Below are 13,757 nucleotides of genomic sequence, written 5' to 3'. Positions count from 1 at the left end.
GTAAATGGAACGAAAGCTTTATACCGTGGGCGGCCGCAAGGCAGGCCAACCTGACAAAGTTGTAATCTGGCTGTCAGGTTGCGGGCAGGCGTGTCAGTTTAGAGTTTTCCACAGGCTGAACCTTATCTTGTTGGAGTACGACTATGTTTTTGCGCAATCGTCTGGTGTTGGCCGCGTGTTTGCTGGTACTGGGTTCGCCGGTATGGGCCTCGCCCGCGCAGACTTACGACTTCGGTCAACCGGCCGCGGCGGCCAAAGCCAGCCGCAGCGTGGAAGTGGTGATGGGCGATATGTCGTTCGATCCGAAGACCATCGAGGTCAAGGCTGGTGAGACCATTCGTTTTGTGTTGGTGAATAAAGGCCAGTTGCTGCACGAATTCAACCTCGGCGATGCGGCGATGCATGCCGCACACCAGCAGGAAATGTTGAAGATGCAGCAGAACGGAATGCTGACTCCTACAGCGATGAAGGAAATGGACCACGGTTCGATGTCCGGTATGGATCACGGCTCGGCGGATCACGGCATGAAGCACGACGACCCCAACAGTGTTTTGGTGCCGCCGGGCAAAACCGCCGAGCTGACCTGGACCTTCACCAAGGCGACCAACCTGGAATTTGCCTGCAATATCCCTGGCCACTATCAGGCTGGCATGGTCGGCAAACTGACAGTCAGTCAGTAAGCACTCAAAGGCGGACGCAAAGGCTGATAGAATCCGCTGATTCTTCAGTCAGGTTTCCGCCATGCATCCCGCAGCCGAACATTCGCCGCTGGGCAAATCCAGCGAATACATCGCCACCTACACGCCGTCCTTACTGTTCCCGATCCCGCGCACCGCGAAATGGGCCGAGTTGGGGCTGACAGCGGACACGCTGCCGTATAAAGGCGTGGACTTCTGGAACTGCTTCGAGCTGTCGTGGCTGTTGCCGTCGGGCAAGCCCGTGGTGGCGATCGGTGAATTCAGCATCCCGGCGGATTCGCCGAACATCATCGAATCCAAGTCGTTCAAGCTGTACCTCAATTCCCTGAACCAGACGCCGTTTGCCGACACTGCGAGCCTTGAAGCCGTGTTGGTGAAAGACCTGTCGGCGGCTGCCGGTAAACCGGTCGGCGTGCGGATTCGCAGCCTCAAGGACGTTGAGGCGGAAGGCGTCGTGGCGTTGCCGGGCGTTTGCATTGATGACCTGGACATCAGCGTCAGCAACTACGAACACCCGCGTCCGGAACTGCTGCGTTGCGATGATTCGCGCATTGTCGAAGAGAGCGTGCACAGCCATTTGCTCAAGTCCAATTGCCCGGTCACCAGCCAGCCGGATTGGGGCAGTGTGGCGGTCGAGTACCGTGGCGCGGCACTGGATCACGCGAGTTTGCTGGAGTACATCGTGAGCTTCCGTCAGCACTCGGACTTCCATGAGCAATGCGTGGAGCGGATCTTCCTCGACCTGCAGCGGTTGCTGAAACCGGAGAAATTGACGGTGTATGCGCGGTATGTGCGGCGTGGTGGGTTGGATATCAACCCGTATCGCAGTACTGAAACGGTCCAACTGCCGAACCACCGTCTGGTCCGCCAGTAAGATCAAGATCAAAAGATCGCTGAAAACGAAAAAGCCCCGCTATCACTGGCAGGGCTTTTTTGTATCTGGCGGGTTCAGATCCCGATGTTGCCCAGGGTCTGCACAATGTTGCGTAAGGTGCCGGCAATGGCCGGGTGTTCCAGTTCGAAGCGTTCGACAGCCAGGTTCACGCCATCGGCGAGGTTGGAGTCCTTGGTCTTGGTTTCCAGTTCAATCTCAAGTTCGATCTGTTGCATCAGCGCGTGCAGGTCATCGCGCTCGGCTTCGGACAGCGGCGGATTCTGTTCCAATTGCTCGCGCAGGGTATTGAGCTGTTCTTGCAGTTCGCGGGCAGGCATGGCGTTCTTCCTTTTATCGATAGGCACTGGCATAGACCGCAGCAGCACGCCAAAGGTCTATGGCTGGTCTTTAGATTAATCCACTCCCGGGCAACCTGCATGATCTCTGTCAGGGCTTTTCGCCCTTGAGTCGGCGCAGGCTGATGTCCGCCAGGCAGGTATCGAGTTCACCGAGGTGATCAATCACCGAATGTACCCCTAAACCAAACAGCTGCATCGTCGCCTTGCCCCGCAGGTGTTCGCGGTCCTTTTGGCTCAAGGCTTGCCATTCGTTCGGCGCCAGCCCGCACAGCGAACCGCAGGACGCCAAGCCAATGGTCCACAACCCGGCATTGAGCCCGGCCTGCAGCAATCGCGGTTCGCCGCTGACCAGCACGCAGCCGTCCAGTCGCTCGACATTCAGCGCCATTAACGCTTGCCAGCAGGCGTTTGGAGCCGGCCATGGATTGATTGTTGCTGGATGTTGCGAAGGTTTGATCCACGCTGGCAGGGCGGCAGCAAGGGCTTGGCTGAGGGCAGGGGAGAGTTCATCCAGCCAGGCGCAGGGGATTTTCTGACGCTGCAAGCTGTGCAGGCTATCCAGGGCACCGGGGGTGACCTCGGCGTGTTCGGCGCAGGGCGCGCCCGGCTGGCGCGTACGGGCGCCAAAATCCACCAGGCAACCACTGAGTCCGAACAGTACGGCAGTCAGGCTGAGTGCGGCGTCAGGCAAGGCTTCGGCATGCGACATATCAACGTCCCTGAAATAGCGACAAGACTATGGGAGGACGGTGACAGTTGAGTGACATTGATGTGAATTGCTCTCAGTCATTTTGCAACATCCGCAAGCCGACTCATGCGACGCTGACTAAACTCGCTTTTCCGTCTTATACTAGCCGTCTTAACGCTTGGGCCGCGCGCCCGCGCCAGTACAATCCAAGGAGTTTTTCTATGCGCTGGAGCAATCAACTCGCTCAGCTTTGTGTGTGTGCCAGCGTGTTGCTGGTTCCGTTTGCCGCTCAGGCAGCTTCGGAAGACGATCCTTGGGAAAGTGTCAACCGCCCGATTTACCAGTTCAACGACTTTGTCGACACCTACGCGCTGAAGCCGATTGCTCAGGGCTACGACTACGTGACGCCGCAATTCCTGGAAGATGGTATCCACAACATGTTCCGCAACGTCGGTGACGTGACCAATCTGTTCAACAACGTGTTGCAAGCCAAGCCACATGCTGCTGGCGTCGATACCGCACGTATCCTGCTCAATACCACCTTTGGTCTGGCAGGCTTCTTCGATGTAGGCACCAAAATGGGCCTGAACCGCAGCGACGAAGACTTCGGTCAGACCCTCGGTCATTGGGGCGTTGGCAGTGGTCCGTACGTGATGCTGCCATTGCTCGGCCCAAGCACCCTGCGAGACGCACCGTCCAAGATTGTCGATGGCTACACCGGCCCGTACCCGTACATCAACGATATTCCGGTGCGTAATTCGGTATTCGGCCTGAACATCGTCGACACCCGTGCCAGCTTGCTGTCGGCCGAGAAGCTGATCAACGGCGACAAGTACATCTTCATCCGCAACGCTTACCTGCAGAACCGCGAATTCAAAGTCAAAGACGGCCACGTCGTAGACGATTTTTGATTTAAAGCGGTAAAACGAAGAAGGCGGCCATTGGCCGCCTTCTTTCGTTGTGGATTGGTGGTTATTTCATTTTCAAGATTGTAAGCCCGAGTTTCTGACTTTCGCCGTCCTGTTCCTTCACCCACACCACTTCGGTGTCGGCTTCAAGGCCCTTGAGGGCGGTGTGATCGGAATCGATCCGTACGCTCAGCCGGTCCCCGACCTTGAACAAGCGTGGTGCCTCAACCTGCATGCCACTGCTGGAAAGGTCGATGCAGACGGCTGGCACCTCATCGCCTTCGTGAATCAGCGACACATCGGCATCGACCCGCATGCGGATGAAATCGCGCTTTTCGCTGTAGTCCCGATCGGTTTGACTCATGGGCTTCATCCTTCCATTGGGTTACGGTTTTGCCTGTTCTTATAACTCCCGGTGATTTGACAAGTAAAGACGTCAAGCGACCATCGGCGTGAGCTTGAAACGCCCCGCGGATGGGAGTACCGTCTGCGCCTTAGAAGGGCACCTTTGGTGGACCTGTGTGTAGGGCAAACGCTCGAAAACAGTGCAACAGAGAGGCTAGAAAGCGAATCCAGTAGTACGAGCCGGGATAAAACCCTTGCCTGCTACGCCAACCTAATTCTGGCGCCGTTTGCCCACATGCCAAAAACCAGTGCCACGCTGCTGATAATCGATGATGACGAAGTAGTGCGCGCGAGCCTCGCCGCCTATTTGGAAGACAGTGGTTTCAGTGTCCTGCAAGCCAGCAATGGCCAGCAGGGTCTTCAGGTATTCGAGCAAGACAAGCCCGACTTGGTCATCTGCGATCTGCGCATGCCGCAGATGGGCGGACTCGAACTCATTCGCCAGGTCACCGAGCTGTCGCCTCAAACCCCGGTTATCGTGGTATCGGGTGCCGGCGTGATGAACGATGCGGTCGAGGCCCTGCGCCTGGGCGCGGCGGACTACCTGATCAAGCCTCTCGAAGATCTGGCTGTGCTCGAGCACTCTGTGCGCCGGGCCCTGGATCGTGCGCGCCTGCTGCTGGAAAACCAGCGCTACCGCGACAAGCTCGAAAAGGCTAACCGCGAGCTCGAAGCCAGCCTGAACCTGCTCCAGGAAGACCAGAACGCCGGTCGCCAGGTGCAGATGAACATGCTGCCGGTCAGTCCCTGGACCATAGATGAGTTTCAGTTTGCTCACCAGATCATCCCGTCGCTGTACCTATCGGGTGATTTCGTCGACTACTTTCGGGTCGACGAACGTCGGGTAGCCTTCTACCTGGCGGACGTTTCCGGTCATGGCGCCTCTTCAGCCTTCGTTACTGTGCTGCTGAAATTCATGACCACGCGCTTGCTGTTCGAATCCAAGCGCAATGGCACATTGCCGGAATTCCAACCTTCAGAGGTCCTTGGTCATATCAACCGAGGCCTGATCAGTTGTAAGCTGGGTAAACACGTCACAATGGTCGGTGGTGTCATCGACGAGGAGACAGGTTTGTTGACCTATAGCATCGGCGGTCATTTGCCCTTGCCTGTGTTGTACACGCCAGACAGTGTTCGTTATCTGGAAGGGCGTGGTCTGCCGGTGGGCCTCTTTAACGAAGCCACCTACGAAGATCACGTGATGGAGTTGCCACCGACGTTCAGCTTGACGCTGATGTCTGATGGCATCCTGGACCTTTTGCCAGAACCTACACTCAAAGAGAAAGAAGCGGCGTTGCCCCAACGGGTCAAGGCTGCGGGCGGCACCCTGGATGGGCTGCGGCAGGTTTTTGGATTGGCCACGCTAGGGGAGATGCCGGATGATATCGCCCTATTGGTGTTGAGCAGGAATCTTTAATGAGTACCGGTAGAATCCAGTTCGCCGAGCAGGATGGCACCTTCGTCCTTAAGTTCGTCGGTGAAGTTCGCCTGACCCTGTGTTCGGCGTTGGATGCGACTATTGAGCGGATCTTCACGGCGTTGAACTTCAACGCGATCGTGATCGACCTGACCGAAACCCGCAGCATCGACAGCACCACGTTGGGCCTGTTGGCCAAACTGTCGATCCTGTCGCGGCAGAAGGTCGGCCTGCTGCCGACCGTCGTCACCACCCACGAAGACATCACCCGTCTGCTGCAGTCCATGGGCTTCGAGCAGGTGTTCAACATCGTTGACCGCCCTATCCCGTGCCCTGAGTGCTTGACCGACCTGCCAGACCAGGATCAGTCCGAAGAAATCGTACGGATCAAAGTGCTTGAAGCACACAAGATCCTCATGGGCCTCAACGACTCCAATCGTGAAGCGTTCCATGATCTGGTGAATGCTTTAGAGCGTCATTGATCCCCGGCCATCCGCTGGCCTGTGGCGAGGGAGCTTGCTCCCGCTGGGCTGCGAAGCGGTCTTAAAACCATTCACCTCGTTACGTCAGTCAAATCCCAGTTAGCCGGATTACGAATGCTGCGCAGTCGAGCGGGAGCAAGCTCCCTCGCCACAGGTCCTCATTTGCCTCAACGCCGCACAAACACCAGCGCATAAAAAAGGGCGAACCTGTGAGGGTTCGCCCTTTTTGCATTGCCTCGAACTAGATCACAGCTTGGCTTGCAGCAGCGCCTCAAGCTTCTCTTGATCCCGAGCAAACTGACGAATCCCCTCAGCCAGTTTCTCGGTCGCCATAGCGTCTTCGTTGGACAACCAACGGAACTGCGCTTCATTCAAGTTCAAACGCGCTTCCCCGGCATGCCCTGGCGCTAATTTGCGCTCCAGCTTGCCGTTATCCGCTGCCAGTTTCTCCAGCAGGTCCGGGCTGATGGTCAGGCGATCGCAACCGGCCAACTGCTCGATCTGATTCAGATTACGGAAGCTCGCGCCCATCACTACGGTTTTGTAGTCATTGGCCTTGTAGTAGTTGTAGATGCGCGTCACCGACTGCACACCCGGATCATCCGCGCCGGTGTAGTCGTTGCCGTTGGCCTTCTTGTACCAGTCGTAGATGCGACCCACGAACGGCGAAATCAGGAACACACCCGCATCAGCACACGCCGCAGCCTGAGCGAAGGAGAACAGCAGGGTCAGGTTGGTCTGAATGCCTTCCTTTTCCAGAATCTCGGCGGCACGGATGCCTTCCCAGGTGGAAGCGATCTTGATCAGTACGCGGTCGCGGCCGATGCCGGCTTTGTCGTACAGCTCGATCAGACGGTGCGCGCGCTTCAATACGGCGTCAGTGTCGAACGAAAGGCGCGCGTCCACTTCAGTGGAAATGCGGCCAGGGACCACTTTCAGAATTTCTTGACCTACCGCAACGCCAAAACGGTCGCTCGCCAGGCCCACATCGCCCTTGCAGTCGTGAACGCAAGCGTTCAGCAACTCGGCATAACCGGGAATGGCGGCCGCTTTGAGCAGCAGGGAAGGGTTGGTGGTAGCGTCCACGGGTTTTACGCGAGCGATTGCTTCGAAGTCGCCGGTGTCGGCAACGACGGTAGTGATTTGTTTGAGTTGTTCCAGCTTGGAAGTCATGGGCGTGCTCTGTCCTATGGGTCTGATGACATTACCCGAGCGCTGACAGCCACTCAAGGGCGTGTGTGCGTATCAATGGCCCCAGCGGCAACATCCGCGAAACGGGTGTTTGAATGGCGGGGCGCGGTATCGGTAAATACGATGCCAAATCAGACCACAGGTTCAACGCCGCTGACGGTTAGCGGGAATTAGACTTGCAAGTCGTAAAGGAGTAGACGCCGTAAGCCATGCGGGTTGGAAATCGTTTACCCGTTCGGCACCTGCGTGGGGGATCAGTAGTGCTTAGGGGATCAGCATATTCGAAAGGGGCTCTCCTATATTGCGCTCAGCATCTGTCGTCACGAACGCGCTTTCATCCATGAGCATCATCCATCGTCTCAATGCTTTTGTTTTGAAAGGATGGCGGAGCTGGCTTCAAAGTCTAGCTCCAGACGCTATCGCCAGTGCCAAGCGCTTCAAAATGTACCGGCCTTGCATGCAAGGTCGGTAATGACTTCAAACAGCTTCTTCAATTTCTTCCTGGGCTTCAAGTTCAAGCTGGTGTCGGGTCCATTGCTGCTCAATAACCGGATTTTCTCGGATTTGTTGCTCGATCCGGATGGTCTCGCGGTACTCGTGGGCTTCAGCAGTCATGGTCCATAGTGTTTCAACGCCCAGACTTTCCAGCTCAGTACGGATTTCGGCAAGCTCCAGACGGAAGAACTCTTTACGCGGGTTAACCTTGTTCATCTGGCGACGAAGGAAATGCCTATGCAAGGTCTTTTCGAGGCCCGGTGCATCATCGCTGAAAATCATTGCATGCACATCAAACTCAAACGGAACACTGGCGTCGCCTAGTTCGCGGATTCGATCTTTCGGTTCCAGGCGGCGAGTCATGCCGATCTTGAATACCTCTTCCCCGAACGATCCGACGTTGGAAATGACGTATACGTGACCTGCTCGCGTTTGCTGAGCCATGGAAAGTGCTCGCTGATTCTTCTCCTCGGCTACCTGAAGCTTATATTCCAGTTCTCGGAGTTTGGCTTCGTATTCGGCGCGTTGTGCATCATTGGCCGTAGCGACTTGTTGCAGCACTTTATCCATCGCTTTCTTGATGGTTTCTTCTTCCTTGGCTGCGTCTTTTATTGCACGTTCGAATTCTCGGCGAGCTTTTTCCTCTTCGCGAATTTGTTCGCGCAATTGGCGTTGTTCCTCGCGTTCCTGTTCTTTCAGCGCTCGAGTGGTGGCGGCCCATTTAAGCTCTTCGAGGCGAGATGCCAGGTATTCTTCGGTAATTCGGGCGTTTCTGAAGGCGGTGCCGTTGTGATTGACCATCGCAAATGCATCCCGGATTTCTTGCTCGAGTTTTCCGTGATTGTCAGCCTTGTTTCTTGAAAGGATCGAATCGACTTTGCCATTGAAAGCATCGATCACAAAGCGGATGGCCGTGCCTTTGCGGTTGGCTTCTGCATAATCGCAGGCAGCCGCTCTGCCAGCCTTGACCATGCCTCGACTCGCATCGCGTGCGGCTTTGAGTTTTTGTCCTGCTTCGGTAAATGAGAATTCCTCGGCGAGGTCATCGAGTAGGTTGTAGGTAGGAACGATGTAGGCATCGCCGTAACCTTCGATGATGTTCTTCATTGCTCGAGCGGTATCCGCAAATTCCTTCGCTCGGCTCATGGCGGTGTAAGCATCGCCAGCAATTTCTTCAGCACGTTTATTTGCTTGCTCAATGATTCTGTCGGCTGTCGCGCGAGCCTCTTCCAGATTTCGTTCGGATTGCGCAATTCTGGCCTTTGCAGCCTGATTCGCGTCCTGGCGCTCTCGGGAGGCATCCTGTTTAGCGTTAGCCAATTCGGCTTCTGCTTCCGCAATGAGTTTTTTCGCCCATCCTTCAGCGTCAATAATGTTTTGATACTTTGATAAAGCCGTGATTCGATTCAAGAGTTCGGTTTTTTCTTGGTTTTGACCAAAAATAACCTCGTCTCGCTGTCGAAGCTCTACTGTCAGCTTGGCTATAGTTCTTGCCGCTTTGAACCGAAAAATCAAAAGGGTAAGAATGCAAACAGCAGAAATGATGAGCAATAGCTCCATGTGATCCCTCACAGATGGTTCGATTGTGGTTGGGGTCGGACGCTATCCTTAAGCCATCACTCTGTCCACCTTCATTCTGATGCCATATTTTTCCATAGCGATTAGCGCGGCAGCTGACTGCCGCTTAACGCTACCACGGTCAAATTATTCAGCACTGTCTCAGCCATTTCGAGTCTGAATCGATTCAACGCTGAGGTGAAATGAACCTCTTCAAACATGTCGTCGCTGGCGATCAACGCCCCTCAAGCAACTCCGCCGCCTGATCCAGCAATGCCAAAGGCTCTTTAGCCTTGTGAATATCCACCGACAACAACTGCCGAAACTTGCGCGCCCCCGGAAAACCGGTGCCCAGCCCGAGCACATGCCGAGTGATATGGTGCATCGAACCGCCTGCATCGATGTGCGCGGCTATATAAGGTCGCAACTGCGCCAGTGCCTCGGCCCGGGTGATCACTGGCGCCGTACTGCCGAACAACTGCTGATCCACCTCAGCCATCACATAAGGATTGTGATACGCCTCACGGCCCAGCATCACGCCGTCAAACGTCTGCAAATGCTCGTGACAGGCCTCCAGCGTCTTGATCCCGCCGTTGAGAATAATCTCCAACTCCGGGAAATCCTTCTTCAACTGCGCCGCCACGTCATAGCGCAGCGGCGGAATGTCCCGATTCTCCTTCGGCGATAACCCCTCCAGAATCGCAATCCGCGCATGCACCGTAAAACTCGTGCACCCGGCATCCCGAACCGTGCCGACGAAATCACACAACTGCTCGTAACTGTCCCGCCCATTAATCCCGATCCGATGCTTCACCGTCACCGGAATCGACACCGCATCGCGCATCGCCTTCACACAATCGGCCACCAACTGCGGATGCGCCATCAACACCGCGCCAATCATGTTGTTCTGCACCCGATCACTCGGGCAGCCGACATTCAGGTTTACCTCGTCGTAGCCGTGGTCCTGAGCCATGCGTGCGCAAGCGGCCAGGTCGAGGGGGACGCTGCCGCCGAGTTGCAGGGCTAACGGGTGTTCGGCTTCGTTGTGGCGTAGGAAACGGTCGTGATCGCCGTTGAGCAGCGCGCCGGTGGTGACCATCTCGGTGTAGAGAAGAGCGTGTTTGGATAGTAGGCGTAGGAAGAAGCGGCAATGTCTATCGGTCCAATCCATCATCGGTGCGACGGAGAAGCGGCGGGAGAGCGGGGTGGGTGCGGCGGCGATTGGGGGCATTAGGGGTCTGAAGTGGGTAGGGCTGAAAGGCGGGAGTTTATCAGGATTGGGGTTGTGGGGCTCAAGCGAGTTTTGGGTGCTGAAGAACATGGCGTAAATAAATCTGTCCCGGTTTTTTGGATGGTTTTAGATGGATTGGGATATTCCGAGGGGCGCCAGTGTTTTAGGTCTCCGGGACAGGAACTCGGCACGACGTTATACCCATTTACACGGCTGGGGTGACCACTACTCAATGGCTTTGGCTGGAGAAGATTGTTGAGGTACCAGGTCGAAAGAGCAATGCATCCCGAATGAGTTGTCGGTGATCCTGAAGAAATTCGGATCGAATTTGAACGCCTGGTACCCGGTCAGTTGCCTGGCGTTCATTGCGTCGTAATCACATGGCTGCGTGGAAAATCTCCTCGATTTGCGCCTGTTCTGCGGGTCGAGGGTTAGTGAAGCCGCACGCGTCTTTCATGGCATTGGCCGCCAGTGTTGGAATGTCATCTGCCTTGACTCCCAATTCAGCCAAACCACTCGGAATGCCGACATCCGAAGACAATTTACGGATGGCGGCGATGGCCACCGCAGCGCCTTGTTCGTGGTCAAGATGTTGGGTATCAAGCCCCATCGCCTTTGCTACGTCGTTCAGGCGAGCCGGGCAAACGCTGGCGTTGAAGCTCTCGACGTGAGGCAGCAATATCGCGTTGCAGACACCGTGCGGCAGGTCATAGAACCCACCCAGTTGGTGTGCCATGGCGTGCACGTAGCCAAGGGAGGCATTGTTGAACGCCATCCCGGCCAAAAACTGTGCGTAGGCCATGTTTTCCCGCGCCTGCATGTTGCTGCCGTCGGTGACCGCGTTGCGCAGATTGGCAGAGATCAATTCCACGGCCTTGAGTGCGCAGGCATCGGTAATTGGCGTGGCCGCGGTTGAAACGTAGGCTTCGATGGCGTGTGTCAAGGCGTCCATGCCGGTGGCGGCGGTCAGGCCTTTAGGCATGCCGGCCATCAATGAGGGATCGTTAACCGACAACAGTGGTGTCACGTTACGGTCGACGATGGCCATTTTCACGTGGCGGGTTTCGTCGGTGATGATACAAAAGCGGGTCATCTCACTGGCTGTGCCCGCCGTGGTATTGATGGCAATCAGTGGCATTTGTGGCTTGGCAGATTGATCGACACCTTCGTAGTCACTGATATGTCCGCCATTGGTGGCGCACAAGGCAATGCCCTTGGCACAGTCATGGGGAGAGCCCCCACCCAGGGAAATGATGAAGTCTGCGCGGCTGAGCTTGAGTTGCTCCAGACCTTTTTCGACGTTGCCAACAGTCGGATTTGGCTTGGCACCATCGAATATGGTTGCGTTGATGTCCTGAGCTGAAAGCAGTTTGGCGACGTTGTCCGCGATCCCGGCTTTTGCCAGCCCGGCGTCGGTTACGATTAGTGCATGACGAAAGCCATATTTGCGAATAGCGTCCATGGCTTCATCAAGACTGCCTATGCCCATCATGTTTACGGATGGGATGAAGAACGTGCTGCTCATAATTAGCCCTCACTTTAGTGGTTACTGGCCTGGGCGACCGGTGGTGCACTTATCAATAGGGATTCATCCTAGGAGTGAAGGCGTGAGGGTTAAATAGTCCTTTAGGCCGGGCAGAGGGGGTCATTGGTTGTAATGGCTCGATAGGGTGCGACTCTGATCGAATTCTGTAGCGGACGGAGCGAGCAGTGAGTGCAAAGGTTGTGTGGCGTTTACAAACGCAGCACAGAAAATTCATTTTTTACTGCACATATCCACATCATTCTGAGTCTTCAGATCCGTCTCGATCCCCAACCGATATTTGCAGTAGTCAATAATCCACCTCCGTTGCTCTTCCGTCAGGCGTTCCACTTTTCGAATTTCGCCATCATTGGCGTGGATGTTGTAGAACTTGATTTGCAAAGTGGGGTGTTTCTTTATGAAGGGGATGGTTTCTACGTCTCCGTCTTCAAGGGCGTTGTAGTACCCGATGTTCAATATGCCTGACAAAATCAGCAGGGCAACAGCGATCAGTTTTTTCATCCTTGAGCCCATGTAGGGGTAGTTTCCGGCAAGGTAATTGCCCGTGCGGTCATACGTGTTTCAGAATTTCCTTCCAGATGTACCCATAGCTATACCGCAACCAAGCTACCTTCAATTTATCGACAGCACGACGAACCCGACTCGCCGCTCGGGCATTCAGCGCTTGGTCGATCTCACTCAGCAGCGAGTCATCCTCAAACCCCGTCCAGACAGGTGGAACGGGAGTTTCCAGGTTCCAGAAGCACACCGGTGCTACTTCTGAATACAGGATGTTTTCCACAATCTTTAAGTCGTAAGGCCGAATGCGCTCGGCGATGTAGGCATAGTCGACGTGGTTGTCTACAAACGCATCTGCCAACGCTATCCGTACGTTGGTTTTCTCTTCCGGGGTCAAGGCCGATGCTCCTCTGGTTCGCTTCCAGCATATCTATAGCACGAGTCATGAAACACGATTAGTCGGCCAACTCCGGACTCAACGTCCCCAACCAAGCCACCAACCCCGCAATCAATACTGCCCTTGAGTGTGTTCCTGACCCGCAGCTTGGACACAGGGAAGAGCACTTGACGGGGAGGCTAGCGAGCGCTGCCTTTCAGCAGGCTGAGGCGGGGATTACGGTTTTGTTAGTTTGCCGGGTTCAGGCATGGAGGAGGGCGAGCCAATGCGGTCGCCCATTTTTATGTGCGGTTACGGTTTGGAGACATCCGCCACCGTCGCACCACCGCAATTCACAATTGCTGACTTCGTCAGCCAGCGTTGATCCGGGTAATACGAAAACAACAACTGCCCATCCTTCATCGAATCGATCAGCCGATGCGCAATCGCCGGCCGCACCGCCGGGCATCCCAGGCTGCGACCGATCCGGCCATTGATACGCGCAAGTTTAGGGCTGACATACGGAGCGCCATGAATCACGATTGCCCGGTCAAACGCATTGTCGTTAAACCCGGGCTCCAATCCTTCCATTCGTAACGAATAGCCGTTGTGCCCCAGATAACTCGATTGAGTCCGATACAAGCCAAGGCTGGAGGCGTTGCTTTCATTCTGATTGGAGAACTCGCTGGCCATGTTTTCGCCGCTGTTGCGACCGTGTGCCACCAGTTCATGAAACAGCAACTTTCGCTTCTTTAAATCGAACACCCAGAGGCGTTGTTCGGTCGAAGGCAATGAGTAGTCGATAACGGCGAGTCGTTGAGCCGGGGCTGCACCTTTGGCAATGCGGCATTGCGTGGCACGTACGGCCAGGTTTATGACGTTGGCGTTAGCGCCAGGAGCCGCTTTGGCGAGGGCGGCGGCAAGAGAATCGGCGTACGCTGCTGGTATTGACGTTACCGCCAACAGCAGGGCCGAGCATAGAAAGCCAAAGCGGGTTAGCGCCATAGAGATGTCTCATCAAGTTATTTCGAGTTT

Annotated in this window: 15 protein-coding genes; 5 read left to right on the top strand and 10 right to left on the bottom strand. The window is 55.5% G+C overall.

All coding sequences use genetic code 11. From position 1 onward, the window contains the following. Positions 1–143 precede the first annotated feature (143 nt). Together copI and queF are read left to right on the top strand one after the other, a co-directional pair. The gene (gene copI, locus AC1MEW_RS27110; protein ID WP_480424283.1) at positions 144–680 is read left to right on the top strand and encodes a copper-resistant cuproprotein CopI; all 537 of its coding nucleotides are present in this window, start codon (positions 144–146) and stop codon (positions 678–680) included. A 61-nt stretch (positions 681–741) separates the two neighbouring features. After that, positions 742–1,572, top strand: coding sequence for an NADPH-dependent 7-cyano-7-deazaguanine reductase QueF (gene queF, locus AC1MEW_RS27105; protein ID WP_480424282.1), 831 nt, complete (start codon positions 742–744; stop codon positions 1,570–1,572). 74 nt (positions 1,573–1,646) lie between these two features. Here the strand turns inward: queF and AC1MEW_RS27100 are convergent, their stop codons facing one another. Beyond that, on the bottom strand, positions 1,647–1,910 hold the full coding sequence (locus AC1MEW_RS27100) for a DUF4404 family protein (RefSeq protein ID WP_201204938.1): 264 nt from the start codon (positions 1,908–1,910) through the stop codon (positions 1,647–1,649). A 109-nt stretch (positions 1,911–2,019) separates the two neighbouring features. Continuing rightward, a complete protein-coding gene (gene pcrP, locus AC1MEW_RS27095; RefSeq protein WP_201204936.1) occupies positions 2,020–2,640 on the bottom strand; it encodes an HAD superfamily inactivated hydrolase PcrP in 621 nt (206 codons plus the stop codon). A gap of 200 nt (positions 2,641–2,840) precedes the next feature. Between pcrP and AC1MEW_RS27090 the strand changes: the two genes are divergently transcribed. Next, on the top strand, positions 2,841–3,530 hold the full coding sequence (locus AC1MEW_RS27090) for an MlaA family lipoprotein (RefSeq protein ID WP_201204933.1): 690 nt from the start codon (positions 2,841–2,843) through the stop codon (positions 3,528–3,530). Positions 3,531–3,591: 61 nt separating this feature from the next. Here AC1MEW_RS27090 and AC1MEW_RS27085 read toward each other — a convergent pair whose 3' ends face one another. Further along, positions 3,592–3,891, bottom strand: a complete 300-nt coding sequence (locus AC1MEW_RS27085) for a PilZ domain-containing protein (RefSeq protein WP_201192765.1) — start codon at positions 3,889–3,891, stop codon at positions 3,592–3,594. 276 nt (positions 3,892–4,167) lie between these two features. Between AC1MEW_RS27085 and rssB the strand changes: the two genes are divergently transcribed. Continuing rightward, positions 4,168–5,349 (top strand): two-component system response regulator RssB, encoded by a 1,182-nt coding sequence (rssB, locus tag AC1MEW_RS27080; protein ID WP_201192762.1) that lies wholly within the window; start codon positions 4,168–4,170, stop codon positions 5,347–5,349. Beyond that, a complete protein-coding gene (gene rssC, locus AC1MEW_RS27075; RefSeq protein ID WP_123403442.1) occupies positions 5,349–5,831 on the top strand; it encodes an anti-sigma factor antagonist RssC in 483 nt (160 codons plus the stop codon). The genes rssB and rssC overlap by 1 nt, the downstream gene beginning before the upstream one ends. 246 nt (positions 5,832–6,077) lie before the next feature. On the opposite strand, the gene tal is transcribed toward rssC, so the two are convergent. From tal to AC1MEW_RS27040, 7 genes are all read right to left on the bottom strand, one after another. Beyond that, positions 6,078–7,004 (bottom strand): transaldolase, encoded by a 927-nt coding sequence (gene tal / locus AC1MEW_RS27070; RefSeq protein WP_169370732.1) that lies wholly within the window; start codon positions 7,002–7,004, stop codon positions 6,078–6,080. Between the two features lie 495 nt (positions 7,005–7,499). Continuing rightward, positions 7,500–9,077 carry an SNIPE associated domain-containing protein gene (locus tag AC1MEW_RS27065; RefSeq protein WP_201257043.1) on the bottom strand — a complete coding sequence of 526 codons (1,578 nt, stop codon included), beginning with the start codon at positions 9,075–9,077 and terminating at the stop codon, positions 7,500–7,502. 232 nt (positions 9,078–9,309) lie between these two features. Beyond that, positions 9,310–10,305, bottom strand: coding sequence for a tRNA dihydrouridine(20/20a) synthase DusA (gene dusA / locus AC1MEW_RS27060; protein ID WP_480424279.1), 996 nt, complete (start codon positions 10,303–10,305; stop codon positions 9,310–9,312). A gap of 376 nt (positions 10,306–10,681) precedes the next feature. Continuing rightward, positions 10,682–11,830, bottom strand: a complete 1,149-nt coding sequence (yiaY, locus tag AC1MEW_RS27055; RefSeq protein ID WP_322267885.1) for an L-threonine dehydrogenase — start codon at positions 11,828–11,830, stop codon at positions 10,682–10,684. 231 nt (positions 11,831–12,061) lie between these two features. Then, positions 12,062–12,349 (bottom strand): hypothetical protein, encoded by a 288-nt coding sequence (locus AC1MEW_RS27050; RefSeq protein WP_201255273.1) that lies wholly within the window; start codon positions 12,347–12,349, stop codon positions 12,062–12,064. Positions 12,350–12,398: 49 nt separating this feature from the next. Next, positions 12,399–12,743, bottom strand: a complete 345-nt coding sequence (locus AC1MEW_RS27045) for a DUF7079 family protein (RefSeq protein ID WP_201255272.1) — start codon at positions 12,741–12,743, stop codon at positions 12,399–12,401. A 291-nt stretch (positions 12,744–13,034) separates the two neighbouring features. After that, positions 13,035–13,727 carry a murein L,D-transpeptidase catalytic domain family protein gene (locus AC1MEW_RS27040; protein WP_201255271.1) on the bottom strand — a complete coding sequence of 231 codons (693 nt, stop codon included), beginning with the start codon at positions 13,725–13,727 and terminating at the stop codon, positions 13,035–13,037. Between the last annotated feature and the right edge of the window lie 30 nt (positions 13,728–13,757).

Source organism: Pseudomonas sp. ASL4 (genome assembly GCF_056680395.1).
Note: the sequence above shows the minus strand (reverse complement) of the source record. Positions and strands in the feature narration are given on the sequence as shown.

What these genes read in the sequence shown, in the direction of transcription:
- copI (WP_480424283.1), top strand. Translation starts at nt 144, where the DNA reads ATGTTTTTGCGCAATCGTCTGGTGTTGGCCGCGTGTTTGCTGGTACTG.
- queF (WP_480424282.1), top strand. Translation starts at nt 742, where the DNA reads ATGCATCCCGCAGCCGAACATTCGCCGCTGGGCAAATCCAGCGAATAC.
- AC1MEW_RS27100 (WP_201204938.1), bottom strand. Translation starts at nt 1,910, where the DNA reads ATGCCTGCCCGCGAACTGCAAGAACAGCTCAATACCCTGCGCGAGCAA.
- pcrP (WP_201204936.1), bottom strand. Translation starts at nt 2,640, where the DNA reads ATGTCGCATGCCGAAGCCTTGCCTGACGCCGCACTCAGCCTGACTGCC.
- AC1MEW_RS27090 (WP_201204933.1), top strand. Translation starts at nt 2,841, where the DNA reads ATGCGCTGGAGCAATCAACTCGCTCAGCTTTGTGTGTGTGCCAGCGTG.
- AC1MEW_RS27085 (WP_201192765.1), bottom strand. Translation starts at nt 3,891, where the DNA reads ATGAGTCAAACCGATCGGGACTACAGCGAAAAGCGCGATTTCATCCGC.
- rssB (WP_201192762.1), top strand. Translation starts at nt 4,168, where the DNA reads ATGCCAAAAACCAGTGCCACGCTGCTGATAATCGATGATGACGAAGTA.
- rssC (WP_123403442.1), top strand. Translation starts at nt 5,349, where the DNA reads ATGAGTACCGGTAGAATCCAGTTCGCCGAGCAGGATGGCACCTTCGTC.
- tal (WP_169370732.1), bottom strand. Translation starts at nt 7,004, where the DNA reads ATGACTTCCAAGCTGGAACAACTCAAACAAATCACTACCGTCGTTGCC.
- AC1MEW_RS27065 (WP_201257043.1), bottom strand. Translation starts at nt 9,077, where the DNA reads ATGGAGCTATTGCTCATCATTTCTGCTGTTTGCATTCTTACCCTTTTG.
- dusA (WP_480424279.1), bottom strand. Translation starts at nt 10,305, where the DNA reads ATGCCCCCAATCGCCGCCGCACCCACCCCGCTCTCCCGCCGCTTCTCC.
- yiaY (WP_322267885.1), bottom strand. Translation starts at nt 11,830, where the DNA reads ATGAGCAGCACGTTCTTCATCCCATCCGTAAACATGATGGGCATAGGC.
- AC1MEW_RS27050 (WP_201255273.1), bottom strand. Translation starts at nt 12,349, where the DNA reads ATGAAAAAACTGATCGCTGTTGCCCTGCTGATTTTGTCAGGCATATTG.
- AC1MEW_RS27040 (WP_201255271.1), bottom strand. Translation starts at nt 13,727, where the DNA reads ATGGCGCTAACCCGCTTTGGCTTTCTATGCTCGGCCCTGCTGTTGGCG.